This window comes from Craurococcus roseus, from assembly GCF_039523795.1.
GTDB lineage: Bacteria > Pseudomonadota > Alphaproteobacteria > Acetobacterales > Acetobacteraceae > Craurococcus > Craurococcus roseus.
In genome coordinates, this window is the sequence record NZ_BAAAFZ010000062.1 from 23,256 (window position 1) to 40,542 (window position 17,287).

Consider the following 17,287-nt stretch of genomic DNA (forward strand, 5'->3'; position numbering starts at 1 on the left):
CCTGCCCTCCCTGCCGCCCGTCGGCGCGGGCGTTCTCGGCGGCCCGGGCGGCGCCGTCCCTTCAGGAACGGTACCACGCCGGGCCGCGTCGACACATCAAGGGGGCCGGCCGCGGTCTTGGCAAGGGCCAAACCGGGCCGGGTCGCACGGCCCGCCCAGGCGTCAGGCGAGGGGCGTCAGCCGGGGCTGCCGCGCTCGCCGCCGCTGCCGCCGCGCAGGCGGAGCGGCACGAAGCGCTGGCCCTGCTGGCTCTCGACCAGGAAGAGCACGGTCGCGCGGTTCTGCTGGCGAAGCTGCGCCAAGCGCCGTTGCAGCTCGTCCGGCGTGTTGACCCGCTCTTGCTGGACCTCCACCACCACGTCGCCGGGGCGGAGTTCCCGCTCCGCCGCCGGGCTGTTCGGCGCCACCTCGACGATGACCACGCCGCGCTGGTCCGGCTTCAAGCCGAAGCGCTCCCGCGTTTCCGCCGAGAGCGGTGCCACCCGCAGGCCAAGGCCGGTGAGTTCGGTCGGGCGCGCGCCCTGTTGCGGGCCGGGTGTGGCGGCGGCCTGCTGCGGCTCGGCCGGCAACTCGCCCACGGTCACGGACACCGTTTGCTCGCGGCCGTCGCGCCAAACCACCACGGGGACTTCGCGGCCCACCGGCGTTTCGGCGACGATGCGCGGCAGGTTCCGCATCTCCCGGACGTCCTGGTTGTTGAAGCGCAGCACCACGTCGCCGTTGCGGATGCCGCCCTTGGCCGCCGGCCCGTCCTCCTGCACGCGAGCCACCAGCGCGCCGCGCGAGCCGTTGGGCAGGCCGAGGCTCTCGGCGATCTCGTCCGTGAGCTGCTGGATGTTCACGCCCAGCCAGCCACGGCGCACCTTGCCGCCGTCCTGGAGCTGGGCGACGATGTTGCGCGCGAGGTTGGACGGGATGGAGAAGCCGATGCCGATCGACCCGCCTGTGGGCGAGTAGATGGCGGTGTTGATGCCCACCACCTCGCCTTGCAGGTTGAACAGCGGCCCGCCGGAATTGCCGCGGTTTATGGCGGCGTCCGTCTGGATGAAGTCGTCGTAGTTGCCCTGGCCGATGTTGCGGCCCCGGGCGGAGACGATGCCCGCGGTGACGGAGCCGCCGAGGCCGAACGGGTTGCCGATCGCCACCACCCAGTCGCCCACTTGGGCGTTGTCGGAATCGCCGAACTTCACCGCGGTCAGCGGCTTGTCGGTCTTGATGCGCAGCACCGCGAGGTCCGTGCGCGGGTCCGTGCCCAGCAGCTCGGCGCGGATGGAGGTGTTGTCCTGGAGGATGACGTTGATTTCGTCCGCGCCGTCGATGACGTGGTTGTTCGTCACCACGATGCCGGAGGCGTCCAGGATGAAGCCCGAGCCGAGCGACTGGCCACGGCGCCGCTGCTGCTGCGGCGGCCCTTCCGGGCCCGGGCCGCCAGGGGCGCCGGGCCGGTTGCGGAAGAACTCGCGGAAGAATTCCTCGAAGGGGCTGCCCGGGGGCGCTTGCGGCACGTCCGGCGCGTCCGGCCGGTTGGCGCGGGCCGGGGCGGCCTGCGAGGTGGAGATGTTCACCACCGCCGGGAGGAGCTGCCGCGCGAGCGGCGCGAAGCTCGGCGGCGTGTCGCGCATCGGCGTCGGCTGCGGCGAGTTCTGGCCCGGCGGCGGCGAAGCGGCGGGCGGCGCCGGGAGGGGGGAAATCTGCTGTTGCGCCGGCGCCGGCGCCGGGGCTTGCGCCAGGACCGGGCCGAGGGGCAGCGCGGCCGCCGCGAGCAGGGCCAAAGCCGTTGGGGTGGAACGCATGGCGAGAACCTCGATGCTGGAGCGGACCGGGCCCGTGTTGCCCACCGAGGGAACGCGGGCCCGGTGGGGATGTTGCCGGCGCGGCCGGGGGGCGCCGCCGGCGCCGCCCGTCGTCGCCACGACGGGCTCCTATCGCGGAGCCGCCGCCGGTCGGGGAGGCGATGCGCCGCCGTTGGCGCCGGGCGTGGGGATGGTGCGGAAGTAGCGGAAGAAGTCCGAGTCCGGGCTGAGCAGCATCCGGGTTTCGCCGTCGGAGAACGCTTCCCGCCACGCCTGCATGGTGCGGTAGAACTGGAAGAACTCGGGGTCGCGCTGGAAGGCTTCGGCGAAGATGGCGATGGCCACCTGCTCGCCTTCGCCGCGCAAGGTTTGCGCCTTGGCCTGGGCTTCCGCCAGCAGCACCGTACGGTCCCGGTCGGCGGAGGCCACGATGCGTTGCGCCGCTTCGGCGCCGCGCGCGCGCACCTCCCGCGCCACGCGCTCGCGTTCGGATTGCATGCGCGCGAGGATGGCTTGGGTGTTCCCCTCCGGCAGGTCGGCGCGGCGGAGGCGGACGTCCACCACCTCGATGCCGAGGTCCTGCGTGTCCGAAGCCACCCGCTGCCGGATCTCGCCCATGATCCGGGCGCGTTCGGCCGAGAGCACGGCCGGCAGGGTCTCGTTGGCGAGCGCGCCGCGCAGCGCCGAGGTGACGCTCGGCTCCAGGCGGGAGCGGATGCCGGCCTCCGTCGCGCCCACGGTCTGGAAGAAGCGGAGCGGGTCGGTGATGCGGTAGCGCGTGAAGGCGTCCACCACCAGCCGGCGCTGGCTGCCGAGCACGACTTCCTGCGCCGACGAGTCGAAGTCCAGCAGGCGCCGGTCGAAGGCGATCACGGTCTGGATGAAGGGCAGCTTCCAGTGCAGCCCGGGTTCGCGGATCACCCGCACCGGCTCGCCGAATTGCGTGACGAGCACCTGCTGCGTCTGATGCACGGTGAAGGCCGAGGACGCCAGCAGCACCACGGCGACGGCGCCGGCCACGGCGAGGGCGAGAAGGCGGTTCATCGCGGCGACCCCGTGGCGTTACGGGCCGCCGGCAGCGCCGGCGCCGCCGTGGCGGAGGGGCTCTGCTGCGGTCGGGCCGGCTGCGCCGGCCGGTTCTGCTCGTTCAGTTGGAGGAAGGGCACCAAGCCCTGGACCTTGTCGTCTATGACGACCTTCGGGTTGCGGCGCAGGATCTCTTCCATGGTTTCGAGGTAGATGCGGCGCATGGTCACGTCCTGCGCCTGCTGGTACGCCGACAGCACCGAGATGAAGCGCTGGGCTTCGCCGCGGGCGCGCGCTTCCTGGCTGTCGCGGAAGCCTTGCGCTTCCTGGATCATGCGTTCCGCTTCGCCGCGCGCGCGCGGGATGATGTCGTTGCGGTAGGCCTCGGCCTCGTTGCTCGCCCTGTCGGCGTCGGCGCTGGCACGCTGCACGTCGCGGAAGGCCTCCACCACGGCCGCCGGCGGCTGGCCGCCCGAGAGTTGGACCTGGCTGATGCGGACGCCGGCCCGGTACTGGTCCAGGATCGCCTGCGTGCCCTGCATGACCTGCGTCTCGATTTGCGTGCGCGCCTGGGTCAGCACGGCCTCGATCGGGGTTCGTCCGATGACCTCGCGCATCATGCTCTCGGCCGCCGACCGGATGGTGGCCTCGGGGTTGCGCGTGTTGAACAGGTAGGCGGCGGCGCCGTCGAGCCCGGGGCTGATCTGCCAGCGCACCACGAAGTCGATGTCCACGATGTTCTCGTCGCCGGTCAGCATCGAGCTTTCTTCCGGCACGTCGCGCGACGTCGCGGTGCGGAGCTGCGTCGTCTCGCCGGAGCGGAAGCCGATGTTGAGGAGGTTCTGCGTGGTGACGCGCGGCGTCAGCGCCGTCTCGATCGGCCAGGGCCAATGGTAGTTCAGGCCGGGCGTGGCGCGGCGGTGGTAGGCGCCGAAGCGCAGCACCACGCCTTCCTCGTCGGGCTGCACGCGGTAAACGCCGCTGGCGAGCCACACCAGGAGCAGGAGCCCGCCCAAAGCGAGCAGGCCGCGGCCGCCACCACCGCCGCCGGCGGGCAGGACGCGGCGCAAGGAGGCTTGCGCCTGCCGGATCAGGTCATCGAGGTCCGGCCCGCGTCCGCCACCAGGGGGGCCGGGCGGGGGCGTGCCCCACGGGCCGCCCGGGCGCGGATTGCCCCACGGGCTGGGCCCGCCATTGTTCAACGCCATGGTTCCTGTGCCGGCCTCCGCCGCTGCCCGCTGCTCGATCTCGGTCCGGCCGCACCTGGGCAGGGGTGGATGCGCCGGCTGCGCCCGGCCATATGACACGCCAGGCCGGGTCGCGGTACCCGACGCGGGCGACGTTCCCCGGTCGGGGCCGATATTGTTGGATGCAGAAGGTTTTTCAAGCTATGGGCGAGGATCTGGTCGAGGCGGTCCGCAGGGCCCTGGCCGCCGTGAGCGACCCGGCGACGGGGCGCGGCGTCGTCGAATCGGGCATGGTCCAGGGCTTGTCGGCCCGTGACGGGCTGGTGCAGTTCGCCCTTTCCGTGCCGCGCGAGCGGGCGCGGGAGATGGAGCCGCTGCGGCAGGCGGCGGAGCGCGCGGCGGCCGCGGTGCCCGGCGTGTTGAGCGCGACGGCGGTGCTGACGGCCCATCGCGGCGAAGCGGCGGAGCAGAAGCCCGCCATTGCCGCGAGGCCGCAGCCGGGCCCGCAAGCCGGCCGGGCGGCGAGGGGCGGCCCGGCGGGGCAGGGGGCCATGCTGCTCCCGGACGTTTCGAAGATCGTCGCCGTCGCATCCGGCAAGGGCGGCGTGGGCAAGTCGACCACCGCGGTGAATCTCGCCGTGGCGCTGGCCGCGCAAGGGCTGCGCGTCGGTTTGCTGGACGCCGACATCTACGGCCCCTCCCTGCCGCAGATGCTCGGCGCGCGGGAGCGGCCGCGCACGGAAGGCCAGCGCATCATCCCGCTCCGGCGCTGGGGGCTGCTGGCCATGTCCATCGGCTTCCTGGTGGACGAGGAGACGCCGATGATCTGGCGCGGCCCGATGGTGATGGGGGCGTTGGAGCAGATGATGGGCCAGGTGGAGTGGGGGGCGCTCGACGTGATGGTGGTGGACATGCCCCCCGGCACCGGCGACGCGCAACTCACCATGAGCCAGCGGGTGCCGCTGGCGGGCGCGGTTATCGTGTCCACGCCGCAGGACGTGGCGCTGCTCGACGCCCGGCGCGGGGTGCGGATGTTCGAGCGGGTGAACGTGCCGGTGCTCGGCTTGGTCGAGAACATGTCGGTGTTCTGCTGCCCGAACTGCGGCCACCGGGCGGAGATCTTCGGCCACGGCGGCGCGAAGCGCGAAGCGGAGCGGCTCGGCGTGGAGTTCCTCGGCGAACTTCCCCTGGCGCTGAGCATCCGCGAACTGGCCGACGCCGGCACCCCGATCGTGGCGGCGCGGCCGGACACGGCGGAGGCGGCATGCTACCGCCGGATCGCGGCGCGGCTGTGGGAGAAGCTGGAAGGCGCGGGCGCCGCGGCGGCGGGGCCGCGGATCGTGGTGGAATAGCGCCGGCTCCGGGGCGTCAACCGCCCGGCGCGGTCCAGCGGCCGAGGAGGAAGCCGAGCAGGCAGGCGCCGCCCAGCAGCGCCACCACCTCGCCGAACATGGCATGGGCCAGCGGGAGGCCCACCACCACGGCGGCGACCAGCAGCAGCACCCGCACCCAGCGGAACGCCGCGGGGAAACGCGCCGGGCCCCGTCCCTTGCCTCGGGCGCCGCGCGATGCGGCGCCTGCGCCCGCTGGGGAAGGCCGCCGCTTCGGCGGGGCCCGGCGGACGGCTCCGGCCCCGGCCGCCCGCTGGGCGGCGGTGGGCGAGGCGGCGTCAGACATTCCGTCCCAGCATGCCCATCAGCTCGCGCCATTCGCGCTTGGACAGGCCGCTGCCCTCCTGCGGCACGGCCTCGCCCGCGACCATGCGCCGCACCACGCCCAGCATCTGGGCGGAAAGCGTGACCGCGCCCATGCGGTAATCGCGGAACGCCTCGTAGGCCATCGGCACCCACGCCTCGACGGTGCGGAGCATGGCTTCGGCGTAGGCGCGGATCTCGTGCTGGGCGTGGCTGTCGGCGCGCAGCGCCAGGAAATGCAGGAGATTCTGCAAATCCGCTTTCCAGTACCACTGGGTATAGGTGTTGAGTGTCAGGTTCATGCGCGCCAGCTCGCGCGCCAAGCCCTGGCGGGAAGCGTCGAGCGGCGTGCCGTCTGCGTCCTCGTTGAGCATCTCGGCATAGTGGTCGTAGGTCTGGGCGGCGTCGCCCCGGAGGAGTTCGAGGACGCGCGCCGCTTCCGCCCCTTCCAGCACCTCGCCCCGGCCCTGCCGGTTGCTGCTGGACTGCGCCGCCAGGTGCTCCGGCTCGGGGATGTAGAACTCACGGTCGAGGATCGAGTAGCGGGCGCTGTACTCGTTCACGTTCGCGGTGCGGTGCCTGATCCACTGCCGGGCCACGAAGATCGGCAGCTTCACATGGTACTTGATCTCGCACATCTCGAAGGGCGTCGAGTGGCGGTGGCGCATCAGGTAGCGGATGAGGCCGCGGTCTTCGTTGGCCGCGCGAGTGCCGCGGCCATAGGAAACGCGGGCCGCCTGCACGATGGCGGCGTCGTCGCCCATGTAATCCACCACCCGGACGAAGCCGTGGTCGAGCACCGGGATGGCCTCGAACAGCATGGCCTCCAGGCCCGGGGCGACCGGCCGGCGGGTGCGGCCCTCCGCGGTGCGCGCGGCCTCGATCTCGCCCTGCTGCTCGGCCGTCAGCGAAGCCATGCGGCTTTCCCCTCGATTCCCCTGTTCGGAACGCCTATATCTCGTTCGCCGCCTCGGCGGCTATGGCGATAAACACGGCTCAGAATAAGCGTTGCGGACCCGGGGGCAGTGCCCGGCGCCTCCACCAATCCCCGCTCCCTTTGTCCGGGGCTGGCCAGGGGGCGAAACAGGCTCGACGCGCGCGGTAAAGGGGTCGCTTTTGCCCGGCATGGTTCCGCCGTCATCGGGCCGTTGATAAGTGCGAACGACAACAGCCGCGAGGCTGTCGCACTCGCTGCCTAAATAAGGTAAGCGCGGTCCGGGGGGCACCGGGCAACAGAAGCCCCCCACTTACCCACTTTCCGCGCTTCCAATCCGCCGCCGGATGTGGCTTCATGCTCTCGATTTCGCGAGCTAGCTCGCCTTCGTGGGGCCATTATATTTGGACAGGGTGCGGATGAGGGTGGGATCATGAGCAACAACACCGCGCCGGCCGAGAGCCTGCTGCCCTATTCGTATTGGACGGAGGAGGCCCTGCGCCAAGTGGTGCAGGACGCCCTGTCCCACGCCGCGGAACACGGCCTTCCCGGCGACCACCACTTCTACCTGACCTTCCGCACCTCCCACCCCGGGGTGGTGATGCCTGGCCACCTGCGGGCGCGCTACCCGCAGGAGATGACCATCGTCCTCCAGCACAAGTTCTGGGACCTGGCGGTGGACAAGCAGGCCGGCACCTTTTCCGTGCGGCTGTCCTTCGGCGGCGTCGCGGCCCTGCTGACCGTGCCCTTCGCCGCCCTGGTCGCCTTCGCCGACCCGCACGTCCGCTTCGGCCTCCGCTTCGAGAGCGCGATGCCCGCCGCCGCGGCCGCCTCGCAGCCCGCGTCGGAGCCGGCGCCGACCGAGGCCGAGGCGCCGCAGGTGGTCAGCCTCGACGCCTTCCGCCGCCGCTCGACGCGGGACTGACCGACACCTTAGGCAGCAGAGCGGGGCCGCGGTTGGCTTGACCGCGGCCCTGGGCTAATCCGGCGCGACGTTTCCGCCGCGCCCCCTCCGGCGCCGGCGCATCCCCGTGCGCGGAGAGCCGCCCCGTGACATCTGCCACCCTCGACAACCCGACCCCCGACGCGTCCTCCGTCGCGGAAGCCGACGCCGGGATGCCCGTCGCCCAGGATCGCAAGGGCTTCCTTTACAGCCCGGTGTTCCCGCTGGGCGAAGACCTCACGCCCTACCGGCGCCTGCCCATCGAGGGTGTCTCGACGATCGAGGCCGACGGCAAGACGGTGCTGAAGGTGCCCGTCCGGGCGCTGGAAGACCTCGCCTTCCAGGCCTGCAAGGACGTATCCCACCTGCTGCGGCCCGGCCACCTCCAGCAACTAGCGAACATCCTCCGCGACCCCGAGGCGAGCGCCAACGACCGCTTCGTGGCCCTGGACCTTCTCAAGAACGCCAACATCGCCGCCGGCGGCGTGCTGCCCATGTGCCAGGACACCGGCACCGCCATCGTGTTCGGCAAGAAGGGCCAGCGCGTCTGGGTGGAGGGCGACGAGGAGGAGGCGCTCTCCTGGGGCGTCCACCGCACCTACACCGAGACCAACCTGCGCTACTCGCAGATGGCGCCGCTCTCCATGTTCGAGGAGGTGAACACCGGCAACAACCTGCCGGTGGAGTTCACCATCCTGGCGCAGCCCGGCGACGACCCGCACCACGCCGAAGAGCTGCACCTGATGTTCGTGCTGAAGGGCGGCGGCAGCGCCAACAAGACCTTCCTCTACCAGCAGACGCGCGCCGTGCTGAACAAGCCGAAGCTGCTCGCCTTCCTGGAAGAGAAGATCAAGACGCTCGGCACCTCCGCCTGCCCGCCCTACCATTTGGCGATCGTGATCGGCGGCACCTCGGCCGAGGCCAACCTGAAGACGGTGAAGCTGGCGAGCACCCGCTGGCTCGACACCCTGCCCACCGCGGGCAGCCGCGCCGGCCACGCCTTCCGCGACCCGGGGCTGGAGGCGGAGGTCCACAAGCTGACGCAGAACCTCGGCATCGGCGCCCAGTTCGGCGGCAAGTACTTCTGCCACGACGTGCGCGTCGTCCGCCTGCCGCGCCACGGCGCCAGCCTGCCCATCGGCATCGGCGTCTCGTGCTCCGCCGACCGGCAGATCAAGGCGAAGATCACCGCCGAGGGCGTGTTCCTGGAGGAGCTGGAGCACGACCCGGCCCGGTTCCTGCCCGAAGCCACCGAGGAGAAGCTCGGCGCCGAGGTGGTCAAGGTTGACCTGAACCGGCCGATGGCCGAGATCCGCGCCGAGTTGTCGAAGCACCCGGTGAAGACGCGGCTCTCGCTCACGGGGACGGTGGTCGTCGCGCGCGACATCGCCCATGCCAAGCTGCAAGAACGCCTGGACGCCGGCGAGGGCTTGCCGGACTACATCAAGGACCACCCCGTCTACTACGCCGGCCCGGCCAAGACGCCCGAGGGCTACGCCACCGGCTCCTTCGGCCCGACGACGGCCGGGCGGATGGACAGCTACGTCGCCGAGTTCCAAGCCGCCGGCGGGTCGCTGGTGATGCTGGCCAAGGGCAACCGCTCCAAGGCGGTGCGAGAGTCGTGCAAAGCGAACGGCGGCTTCTACCTCGGCAGCGTCGGCGGCCCCGCGGCGCGGCTGGCGCAGGACTGCATCCGAAAGGTCGAGGTGCTGGAGTACCCGGAACTCGGCATGGAGGCCGTCTGGCGCATCGAGGTGGAGGACTTCCCGGCCTTCATCGTGGTGGACGACAAGGGGAACGACTTCTACGAAGGGCTGGAGTAGCCTCTCCAAGAGCCGGGCCGGGGAGGCAGCGATGGCGGGATTCCGCGTGCGGGTCTGGTTCGACCCAGACGGCCTCGACGTCGGGAGGCCGGCCAAGGACGACGGGTTGATCGAATTGCCGATCATCCCGCAGCCTGGGATGGAACTCGCCGACGACACCGGCCAGGTGGCGGTGATCCGCCGCGTGATCTTGTTGCACTCCGTGGGGCCGGACGGCGCCGTCGCCGTCCTCGTCTGCACGCCGGGCTGAGGCGGCCGGGATGACCGAACGCCGCCGCATCTCCTCCGGCTCCCGCTTCGAGGACGAGATCGGGTACTCGCGCGCCGTGGTGGACGGCGGCCACGTTTGGGTCTCCGGCACCACCGGCTACGACTACGCCGCGATGACGATCGCCGATGGCGTGGTGGAGCAGGCGGAGCAGTGCTTCCGCAACATCGCCGCCGCGCTCGCCGAGGCCGGCTGCACGCTGGACGACGTGGTGCGCGTGCTCTTCGTCGTTCCGAGGCGGGAGGATTGGCCGCCGTGCTGGCCGGTGGTGCGGCGCCATCTCGGCCGCGCCCGCCCCGCCTCGACCATGATCCAGGCCGGCTTGCAGGACGACGCCATGCGGATCGAGATCGAGGTCACGGCCCGGCTCAGGAAGGAATAGGCTCATGCGCTTCGCCGTGGACCGGCTGGACCACCTGGTCATCAACTGCCGCGACTTGGAGGTGATGGCCTCCTGGTACCAGCGCGTGCTCGGCATGGAGCGCGTCACCTTCGGCGAGCCGCGCCGCGAGGCGCTCCGCTTCGGCGGCCAGAAGATCAACCTCCGCCCGCACGACGCGCCGACCAGCGCCTGGATCGCGGCCGCGAACTGCTCGCCGGGCACCCAGGATTTGTGCTTCGTCGTCACCCTCTCCGCCCTGGACGTGGTGGCGCACCTGCACGAGTGCGGCGTGACCGTCGAGACCGGTCCGGTGGACCGGGAAGGCGCGCTCGGCCCGATGAGGTCCGTCTACTGCCGCGACCCGGAGGGGAACCTGGTCGAGGTCTCGTCCTACTCGGGTTGACCCACGGGAACGGCGCCGTTCCCGGTGCATTCTACGGGCATGGCCGACACCCGCACCGAAACCGACTCGCTCGGCGCCATCGACATCCCCGCCGACCGCCTCTGGGGACCGCAAACGGAACGGGCGCGGCGCCTGTTCCGCATCGGCACGGAGCGCTTCCCGTCCGCGCTGATCCGCGCCGTCGGGCTGCACAAGTCGGCCTGCGCGGCGGCTAACGCCCGGCTGGGCGAACTCCCGGCCGACCTCGCCGACCCCATCGCCAAGGCGGCCGACGAGATCGCGGCCGGCGAGCGGGACGAGGAGTTCCCGCTGCCCGTCTGGCAGACCGGCAGCGGCACCCAGACCAACATGAACGCCAACGAGGTGATCTCGAACCGGGCGAACCAGATGCTCGGGCAGCCGCTCGGCAGCCGGAAGCCGGTCCACCCGAACGACCACGTCAACCGCGGCCAGTCCTCCAACGACAACTTCCCGACCATGATGCACATCGCGGCCGTGGAGATCGTGGAGGGCCGGCTGATCCCGGCGCTCGGCCGGCTGCACGCCGCGCTCTGGCGGCGGTCCGAGGAGTGGGCCGGCATCGTCAAGGTGGGCCGGACGCACCTGATGGACGCGGTGCCGGTGACGTTGGGCCAGGAGTTCGGCGCCTGGGCGCGGCAGGTGGAGCTGGGCCAGGAACGCTTGCGCGCCACGCTGCCCCGCCTGCTGCCGCTGCCCCAGGGCGGCACCGCCGTCGGCACCGGCCTGAACCGGCACCCGGACTTCGACCGGGTGTTCTGCGAGATCGTGGCGGAGCGCACGGGTCTCGCGTTCGCGCCCAACCCGAACAAGTTCGAGGGCATGGGCGCCCATGACGCCTTCGTCGAGCTGTCCGGCATGATGAACGTGGTGGCGGTCTCGCTCAACAAGATCGCCAACGACGTCCGCCTGCTCGGTAGCGGCCCGCGCTCCGGCTTCTCCGAGCTGGTGGTCCCGGCGGACGGGCTGTCCTCCTCCATCATGCCGGGGAAGACCAACCCGACGCAGTCGGAGGCGCTGACCATGGTCTGCGCCCAGGTGATGGGCAACAACACGACCGTTTCCGTCGCCGGCGCGCAGGGCCACCTGGAACTGAACGTGTTCAAGCCGGTGATCATCCAGGCCGTGCTGCAATCCGCGACGCTGCTGGCCGACGCGGCCGAGAGCTTCGCCGAGCACATGGTCGCCAAGCTGGAGCCTAATCGGGAGCGCATCGCCGAGAACCTGGCGAAGTCGCTGATGCTCGTGACCGCCTTGAACCCGCGCATCGGCTACGACGCGGCGGTCCGCATAGGAAAGACCGCCTTGGCCGAGAACTTGACCCTCAAGGATGCGGCGGCGAAGCTCGAACTCGTTACCCCAGAGGATTTCGACCGATGGGTGCGGCCCGAAGAGATGGTCGAGCCGGGAGCAACCCTCGCCGGCGGGTGAGCACGCCACCTTCGCCGCAGCACCTGTTGAAACGCAGCTTCCGCCTCGCGGGCCACCGCACCTCGATCGCGCTGGAGGCCGAGTTTTGGCGGGCGCTGGAAGGGGCCGCCGAGCGCCGCGGCAAGACCCTCGCCGAGCTGATCGAGGACCTCGACGCGGGCCGCGCCGAAACGGCGCTCCCCTTGGCGAGCACGCTCCGGGTCTTCGCCTTGAACGAGCGCGGGTGACGCTTCCGGGTCAAACCGCGCTGTAGCCGCCGTCCACCGTCCAGGCCGCCCCGGTGACGAAGGAGGCGCGGTCCGAGCAGAGCCAGACGACCGCTTCCGCGATCTCCTCCGGCCTGCCCATGCGCGCCATCGGCACCCGCGCCAGGATGCGCTCGCCCTTGCGCCGCATCGTGTCCTCGGTCATCGGCGTTTCGATGTAGCCCGGGCAGACGGCGTTGACGCGGATGTTCTCCTCGGCGTGGTCCGCCGCCGCCGTGCGCGTCAGCCCCACCACGCCGTGCTTGCTCGCCACGTAGGCGGAGGACGACGGCAGCCCGACCAGCCCCGCCACTGAAGCGGTATTGACGATGGCGCCGCCGCCCTGGGTGCGCATCTGCGCCACCTCGTGCCGGAGGCAGCGCCAAACCCCGGTGAGGTTCACGTCCAGCAACTGCTGCCACGCTTCCGGCGCCACGTCGGCGATCTTCTGGCCGGCGGCGTTGACTTGGTAGGGCGCGATGCCGGCGTTGTTGAAGGCGCAGTCCAGGCCGCCGAAGGCCTTCACCGCCGCCTGCACCATCGCGGCCACCGCCGCGTCGTCGGTCACGTCCACCTCTATCGCCACCGCCTGCCCGCCGGCCGCCTCGACCATCCGCGCCGTTTCCTGCGCGGCCTCCAGCTTGAGGTCGGCCGCGGCGACCCAGGCGCCTTCGCGCGCGAAGGCCAGCGCCGTGGCGCGGCCGATGCCCGATCCGGCGCCGGTCACGAGCGCGGATTTCCCGTCCAGCAATCCCGGCATCGGCTTCAAGCCTCCCGCGCCCAGTGGTGGACCAGCGCCGCCGCGGCCTGGCGCAGCGCGAGGTCGGAGGCCGAGATGAAGCGGCCCATGGTGAGGAAGCCGTGCATCTGGTCGGTCATGTGGACGTGGGTGACGCGCACGTCCTCCTCCTCCAGCCGCTTGGCGTAGGCGACGCCCTCGTCCACCAGCGGGTCGTGCCCGGCGGTCATGACGTAGGCGGGCGGCGCGCCTTCGAGGGTGGGCGCCCGCAACGGCGAGGCGCGCCAATCGCGCATCTGCTTCTTGTCCGCGAGGTAGTGGTCGATGAACCACCGCATCGTCACGGTGACGAGCGGGTAGCCGTCGGTGAAGCGCTGGTGCGCGGCGCGCGTGCCGCCCAGGTCCACCGCGGGGTAGAGCAGCAACTGGAAACCCACCGCCGGCACGGTGCCGTCGCGGCCCATGAGGGCCAGCGCCGCGGCGATGTTGCCGCCGGCGCTGTCGCCGCCGACCGCGATGCGCTTCGGGTCGATGCGCAGGCGCGCCGCCTCGTCCGCGACGAAGCGCAGCGCGGCGGCGCTGTCCTCCACCGCGGCCGGGAACCTGTGCTCCGGCGCCAAGCGGTAGTCCACCGCCACCACGCAGCACCGGGCGTAATTCGCCAGCGTCCGGCACACCTGGTCGTGGCTCTCCAGGTCGCCGATCACCCAGCCGCCGCCGTGCATGAACAGCAGGCAGGGCAGGGCGGCGCCCGCTTCGGTGCCGGCGCCGCGGTAGCGCCGCAAGCGGACCGGGCCGGCGGGGCCGGGGCAGGTCAAGTCCTCCACCTCGGCCACCTCGGGCGGCTCGGGTTGCAGCACGGTGCGCGAGCCGGTGTAGGCCTGCCGCGCTTCTTCCGGGGACAAGGTGTGCAGCGGCGGGCGGCCGATCTCCTGGATCAGCGCGATGACGCGTTTGGCTTCGGGGTCGAGCGGCATGGACGGGGTCGCTCCTCGCTGTCGAACGGGCGGGCAGGGCGCGCGCCGCCTGGGAGCGATGCCGGGAAGCGGCGGGCCGCCTTCCGGAGGCCGGCCCGGTCCCTCCCGGCCATGGCTCTCGGACCGCGCGCGCGGTCGGAAGCAGCCTAGGGCGGGCGCGGGGAGCGCGGAAGACACGCGGCGGCCAACAACGGCGGCGGAGCCGGTCAGGCGGCCGCCTCGCCCTCCTCCTCCGCCTCCAGCATGGCGTCCGCCTCGCGCTTCAGGCGCGCGTAGCTGCGGACGGAGAAGGGCAGCATCGCGCCGTAGATCAGCCCCGCCGCCGCCAGCGCCGCCCAGGGTTCGGTGAGAAGCACCGCCACGTAGGCGCCGATGCCGAGCAGGATCGGCAGCACGTAATCGGCCCGGACTTTGAAGTTCTTGAAGCTCCAGGTCGGCAAGGTGGACACCATCAACGAGCCCACCACCACCAGCAGCGCGCCCGCGAACAGCGGGTGCTGCGCCGCGCGCGCGAAGCCCGGCCAGTCCCACTCGCGGAACGCCATCGACGCGAAAAGGGGGAACAGCGCCAGCCCCGCGCCCGCCGGCGCCGGGACGCCGGTGAAGAAGCTTTGCGCGAAGGCCGGCTTCGGCGGCGGGCCGGACAGCGGCATGGCCGGCGCGTCCACGATGGAGGCGTTGAAGCGCGCGAGGCGCAGCGCCGAGCACACGGCGAAGAGCAGGCAGGGCGCGAAGCCCAGGCCCCGGGCGTCGTGCAAGGTCCAGAGGTACAGCACCAGCGCCGGCGCCACGCCGAAGCAGAGGAAGTCGGAGAGGCTGTCGAATTCCGCCCCGAAGCGCGAGGTGCCCTTCAGCAGGCGGGCCAGCCGGCCGTCTATGCCGTCGATGGCGGCGGCGACCACGATCAGCACCGCCGCGTGCTCCCACCGGCCCTCGAAGGCGAAGCGGACGGCGGTGAGCCCGGAGCAGAGGCCGAGCATCGTCAGGATGTTAGGGATCAACTGGTTGAACGACGGGCCCTTGGTGCGGGGCCGCGTGCGCGGGCGGCGGAGGCGGCGCAACCGGCTCCGCAACCCCTTACGGAGCGGCCGTTGCGGCGGGCCGCCGCCGACGCCTTCCATCACGGCCGGCGCCCGTTCAGATCGGGTTCGCGGGGGCTTGGGACGCGGGCGCGCGGCCGGGGGCGAGTTCAGCGATCACCGTCTCGCCGCCGATCATGGTCTGGCCCTCCGCCACCAGCGGCCGCACACCGTCCGGCAGGTAGACGTCGGTGCGGCTGCCGAAGCGGATGATGCCGAAGCGCTCGCCCGCTTGCACGTCCTGCCCTTCGCTGATGTCGCAGATGATGCGGCGCGCGATGAGGCCGGCGATCTGCACCACCGCCATGTCGCGGCCGTCGGGCAGGCGAAGGGCGATGGCGTTGCGCTCGTTGTCCTCGCTGGCCTTGTCGAGGCTGGCGTTCAGGTAGGCGCCGTGGCGGTAGGCGATGCGGGTCACGCGGCCGTCCGCCGGCACCCGGTTCACGTGGACGTCCACCACCGACAGGAAGATGCCGACGCGCCAGCGGTTGGCGGGGCCGAGGCCGAGTTCGGCCGGCGGGACGGCGGGGCCGACGCTCACCACCTTGCCGTCCGCTGGCGCCAGCACCAGCCCCGGGCGGGAAGGCGCGACGCGCACCGGATCGCGGAAGAAGAACAGGCAGAAGCTGGCGAAGAACAGGCCGAGCCAGAAGGCCCAGGCGCCCAGGATGAGGCCGCCCAGGACCATGAAGGCGCCGCCGGCGATGATGAAGGGGCGCCCCGCGCGGTGCGGCGGGGCCATGATGAGCCGCAGGCTGTGTCCGAATGACATGAAGCGGGGTTATGGTGATTGCGCCGGCGGACCGCAACGCCGCTAGGGGTGCGACCCTCGGCTGCAACCGTGGCCGATCGGGAGGCCGCCTTACCGGCTGCCTTGCTACAGTACTGTCCGGCTCTTGTACCGCCTTCCGCCGCGTTCCGGACGACAGGCGCGATCAGGGCGTCGGCGGGTGGAGCTTAGCCGCCTTCGATGACGCGGCAGCGCGAGGGTTTCCTCAGCGCTGCCCGACGCTTCCGGCCGATTGTTGCTTGTCTTCCGGGAGGGCGAAGACCTGGCCCGGGTAGATCAAGCTCGGGTCGCGGATGGTGTCGCGGTTGGCGGCGTAGATGACGGTGTAACGCATGCCGCGCCCGTAGGTGTGCCGCGCGATGCGCCAAAGGTTCTGGCCCGGCTGCACCACCATCCGGCCGTCCTGCACCGCCGATTCGGGGAGGCGGTCGCGCTGGAAGGGCACCTCGATGCGGGCGGCCACGCTGCCGCCGGCCAAGGCCATCTGGTCGAGCCGCAGCACGTGCCGGCCGACGTTCGGCTGGTCATCGGGGGTGAGGTGCCAACGGCCGGCGGTGTCGGCGGTGGCCTCGCCCAGGAGCTGCGGGCCGGCGTAGACGCGGACCGAGGCGCCCGGCGCGGCGCTGCCGGCGAAGCGCATGGAGCCGGCGTCGTCGTAATCGATCACGTCGAGCCCCAGGCGCTGCCGCGCCGCGCCGCCGTTGGCCGCCGTCGTCGGTTGCTCGCCCGCGGCGCCGCCGGCCCCTTGCAGCACCCGCGGCGCCGCGTTGGGCGCGGAAGCGGACGGCAGCAGCATGGCGAGCGGGCCGGACGTCGCGGCGCTGCCGCCGGCGCCGCTGCCGGTGCCGCCGGGCGCGCCCGAACCTTGGTTCACGCCGACCGATGCGAAGGCGCCGCCGCCGGGGGGCTCGGGCACCACCAGCAGCACGGTTTCTTCGCCCGCTACGGTTTCGCCGCTTTGGAGGCGCGCGACCAGCGACAGTTCGCGGGCGCCCGGGGCGAGTGCGTCGCTGGGCAGGATCACCCATTCGCCGCGACCGTCGGCGCGGGCGCGGCCGAGCTCACGTTGGCCCTCCAACAACGCCACCTCGGCGCCGGCGGCGGCGCGGCCGGCCGTCACCAGCATGCCGCGGGCGCCGACTCGGGCGACGTCGAAACGCGGCAAGAGGGCGCGGAGCGACGCGGGGGAGGAGGGTTGGGGCGCGGCCAGCGACGGCGGGGCCATCGAGGGCGAACGGGCCGCGGCCACCTGCTCGGTGCCGGGCCGGTTCGGCCGGAGCGCCGGGAACCCTTCGGGAAGGGCATACCAAGCCGTCCCGACAGCCGCAGCGGCGATCAGGCCCACAATGCCCATCTTCGATGCGAACGTCGATTCCAGCATCACCACGGTTCGGCTGACCTGAACCGGGCGGGCCACGCCCTCAGGGACGCTGCCGCCGATCCGAACCACCCGCCTTCATCGCGAAACTTCGCCATCTTGCCGAGCGGCGACGCGCCTGCGACCACTCGACATCTCGGCGTGCCACATTAGGTGCGCAGGCCGCCATCCCGCAAG

At 72.0% G+C, this 17,287-nt stretch carries 18 protein-coding genes and 1 other RNA gene; 9 read left to right on the forward strand and 10 right to left on the reverse strand.

All coding sequences use genetic code 11. The features are described 5' to 3' along the window. Nucleotides 1-176: 176 nt before the first annotated feature. From ABD067_RS19510 to hflK, 3 genes are all read right to left on the reverse strand, one after another. Nucleotides 177-1,793, reverse strand: coding sequence for a DegQ family serine endoprotease (locus ABD067_RS19510; protein WP_343897054.1), 1,617 nt, complete (start codon nt 1,791-1,793; stop codon nt 177-179). A gap of 129 nt (nt 1,794-1,922) precedes the next feature. Next, complete coding sequence (gene hflC, locus ABD067_RS19515; RefSeq protein WP_343897055.1) at nt 1,923-2,837, reverse strand: protease modulator HflC; 915 nt, start codon at nt 2,835-2,837, stop codon at nt 1,923-1,925. After that, nucleotides 2,834-3,889: an FtsH protease activity modulator HflK gene (gene hflK, locus ABD067_RS19520; protein WP_343897056.1), complete on the reverse strand. Its 1,056-nt coding sequence runs from the start codon at nt 3,887-3,889 to the stop codon at nt 2,834-2,836. The genes hflC and hflK overlap by 4 nt, the downstream gene beginning before the upstream one ends. A gap of 320 nt (nt 3,890-4,209) precedes the next feature. On the opposite strand from hflK, the gene ABD067_RS19525 reads away from it, so the two are divergent. Continuing rightward, nucleotides 4,210-5,358 (forward strand): Mrp/NBP35 family ATP-binding protein, encoded by a 1,149-nt coding sequence (locus ABD067_RS19525; protein ID WP_343897057.1) that lies wholly within the window; start codon nt 4,210-4,212, stop codon nt 5,356-5,358. Between the two features lie 16 nt (nt 5,359-5,374). Here the strand turns inward: ABD067_RS19525 and ABD067_RS19530 are convergent, their stop codons facing one another. Both ABD067_RS19530 and thyX read right to left on the reverse strand, forming a co-directional pair. After that, a complete protein-coding gene (locus ABD067_RS19530; RefSeq protein WP_343897058.1) occupies nt 5,375-5,515 on the reverse strand; it encodes a hypothetical protein in 141 nt (46 codons plus the stop codon). Nucleotides 5,516-5,675: 160 nt separating this feature from the next. After that, nucleotides 5,676-6,617, reverse strand: coding sequence for an FAD-dependent thymidylate synthase (thyX, locus tag ABD067_RS19535; RefSeq protein ID WP_343897059.1), 942 nt, complete (start codon nt 6,615-6,617; stop codon nt 5,676-5,678). 8 nt (nt 6,618-6,625) lie between these two features. Here thyX and ssrA point away from each other — a divergent pair. The 8 genes from ssrA to ABD067_RS19575 all read left to right on the forward strand — a co-directional run bounded on the left by ssrA (nt 6,626) and on the right by ABD067_RS19575 (nt 12,129). After that, nucleotides 6,626-6,948: a transfer-messenger RNA gene (ssrA, locus tag ABD067_RS19540) on the forward strand. A 119-nt stretch (nt 6,949-7,067) separates the two neighbouring features. Next, nucleotides 7,068-7,559: an SspB family protein gene (locus tag ABD067_RS19545; protein WP_343897060.1), complete on the forward strand. Its 492-nt coding sequence runs from the start codon at nt 7,068-7,070 to the stop codon at nt 7,557-7,559. Nucleotides 7,560-7,750: 191 nt separating this feature from the next. Continuing rightward, complete coding sequence (locus ABD067_RS19550; protein ID WP_343897099.1) at nt 7,751-9,400, forward strand: fumarate hydratase; 1,650 nt, start codon at nt 7,751-7,753, stop codon at nt 9,398-9,400. A gap of 31 nt (nt 9,401-9,431) precedes the next feature. Further along, nucleotides 9,432-9,650 (forward strand): hypothetical protein, encoded by a 219-nt coding sequence (locus ABD067_RS19555; protein ID WP_343897061.1) that lies wholly within the window; start codon nt 9,432-9,434, stop codon nt 9,648-9,650. 10 nt (nt 9,651-9,660) lie between these two features. Then, entirely contained in the window at nt 9,661-10,050 is a 390-nt protein-coding gene (locus ABD067_RS19560) for a RidA family protein (RefSeq protein WP_343897062.1), read from the forward strand. Nucleotides 10,051-10,054: 4 nt separating this feature from the next. Further along, on the forward strand, nt 10,055-10,453 hold the full coding sequence (locus ABD067_RS19565) for a VOC family protein (RefSeq protein WP_343897063.1): 399 nt from the start codon (nt 10,055-10,057) through the stop codon (nt 10,451-10,453). A gap of 39 nt (nt 10,454-10,492) precedes the next feature. Beyond that, nucleotides 10,493-11,902, forward strand: coding sequence for a class II fumarate hydratase (locus ABD067_RS19570; protein ID WP_343897064.1), 1,410 nt, complete (start codon nt 10,493-10,495; stop codon nt 11,900-11,902). Nucleotides 11,903-11,928: 26 nt separating this feature from the next. After that, complete coding sequence (locus tag ABD067_RS19575) at nt 11,929-12,129, forward strand: ribbon-helix-helix domain-containing protein (protein WP_343897066.1); 201 nt, start codon at nt 11,929-11,931, stop codon at nt 12,127-12,129. A 10-nt stretch (nt 12,130-12,139) separates the two neighbouring features. Here the strand turns inward: ABD067_RS19575 and ABD067_RS19580 are convergent, their stop codons facing one another. From ABD067_RS19580 to ABD067_RS19600, 5 genes are all read right to left on the reverse strand, one after another. Then, a complete protein-coding gene (locus tag ABD067_RS19580) occupies nt 12,140-12,907 on the reverse strand; it encodes an SDR family NAD(P)-dependent oxidoreductase (RefSeq protein ID WP_343897067.1) in 768 nt (255 codons plus the stop codon). Nucleotides 12,908-12,912: 5 nt separating this feature from the next. Beyond that, entirely contained in the window at nt 12,913-13,863 is a 951-nt protein-coding gene (locus ABD067_RS19585) for an alpha/beta hydrolase (protein ID WP_343897068.1), read from the reverse strand. Nucleotides 13,864-14,069: 206 nt separating this feature from the next. After that, entirely contained in the window at nt 14,070-14,984 is a 915-nt protein-coding gene (locus ABD067_RS19590) for a CDP-alcohol phosphatidyltransferase family protein (RefSeq protein WP_343897069.1), read from the reverse strand. Nucleotides 14,985-15,000: 16 nt separating this feature from the next. Further along, complete coding sequence (locus tag ABD067_RS19595) at nt 15,001-15,714, reverse strand: phosphatidylserine decarboxylase (protein WP_343897070.1); 714 nt, start codon at nt 15,712-15,714, stop codon at nt 15,001-15,003. 223 nt (nt 15,715-15,937) lie between these two features. Continuing rightward, a complete protein-coding gene (locus tag ABD067_RS19600; protein WP_343897071.1) occupies nt 15,938-17,113 on the reverse strand; it encodes a LysM peptidoglycan-binding domain-containing protein in 1,176 nt (391 codons plus the stop codon). Nucleotides 17,114-17,287: the final 174 nt, after the last annotated feature.

What these genes read in the sequence shown, in the direction of transcription:
- ABD067_RS19510 (WP_343897054.1), bottom strand. Translation starts at nt 1,793, where the DNA reads ATGCGTTCCACCCCAACGGCTTTGGCCCTGCTCGCGGCGGCCGCGCTG.
- hflC (WP_343897055.1), bottom strand. Translation starts at nt 2,837, where the DNA reads ATGAACCGCCTTCTCGCCCTCGCCGTGGCCGGCGCCGTCGCCGTGGTG.
- ABD067_RS19525 (WP_343897057.1), top strand. Translation starts at nt 4,210, where the DNA reads ATGGGCGAGGATCTGGTCGAGGCGGTCCGCAGGGCCCTGGCCGCCGTG.
- thyX (WP_343897059.1), bottom strand. Translation starts at nt 6,617, where the DNA reads ATGGCTTCGCTGACGGCCGAGCAGCAGGGCGAGATCGAGGCCGCGCGC.
- ABD067_RS19545 (WP_343897060.1), top strand. Translation starts at nt 7,068, where the DNA reads ATGAGCAACAACACCGCGCCGGCCGAGAGCCTGCTGCCCTATTCGTAT.
- ABD067_RS19550 (WP_343897099.1), top strand. Translation starts at nt 7,751, where the DNA reads ATGCCCGTCGCCCAGGATCGCAAGGGCTTCCTTTACAGCCCGGTGTTC.
- ABD067_RS19555 (WP_343897061.1), top strand. Translation starts at nt 9,432, where the DNA reads ATGGCGGGATTCCGCGTGCGGGTCTGGTTCGACCCAGACGGCCTCGAC.
- ABD067_RS19560 (WP_343897062.1), top strand. Translation starts at nt 9,661, where the DNA reads ATGACCGAACGCCGCCGCATCTCCTCCGGCTCCCGCTTCGAGGACGAG.
- ABD067_RS19565 (WP_343897063.1), top strand. Translation starts at nt 10,055, where the DNA reads ATGCGCTTCGCCGTGGACCGGCTGGACCACCTGGTCATCAACTGCCGC.
- ABD067_RS19570 (WP_343897064.1), top strand. Translation starts at nt 10,493, where the DNA reads ATGGCCGACACCCGCACCGAAACCGACTCGCTCGGCGCCATCGACATC.
- ABD067_RS19580 (WP_343897067.1), bottom strand. Translation starts at nt 12,907, where the DNA reads ATGCCGGGATTGCTGGACGGGAAATCCGCGCTCGTGACCGGCGCCGGA.
- ABD067_RS19585 (WP_343897068.1), bottom strand. Translation starts at nt 13,863, where the DNA reads ATGCCGCTCGACCCCGAAGCCAAACGCGTCATCGCGCTGATCCAGGAG.
- ABD067_RS19590 (WP_343897069.1), bottom strand. Translation starts at nt 14,984, where the DNA reads ATGGAAGGCGTCGGCGGCGGCCCGCCGCAACGGCCGCTCCGTAAGGGG.
- ABD067_RS19595 (WP_343897070.1), bottom strand. Translation starts at nt 15,714, where the DNA reads ATGTCATTCGGACACAGCCTGCGGCTCATCATGGCCCCGCCGCACCGC.
- ABD067_RS19600 (WP_343897071.1), bottom strand. Translation starts at nt 17,113, where the DNA reads ATGCTGGAATCGACGTTCGCATCGAAGATGGGCATTGTGGGCCTGATC.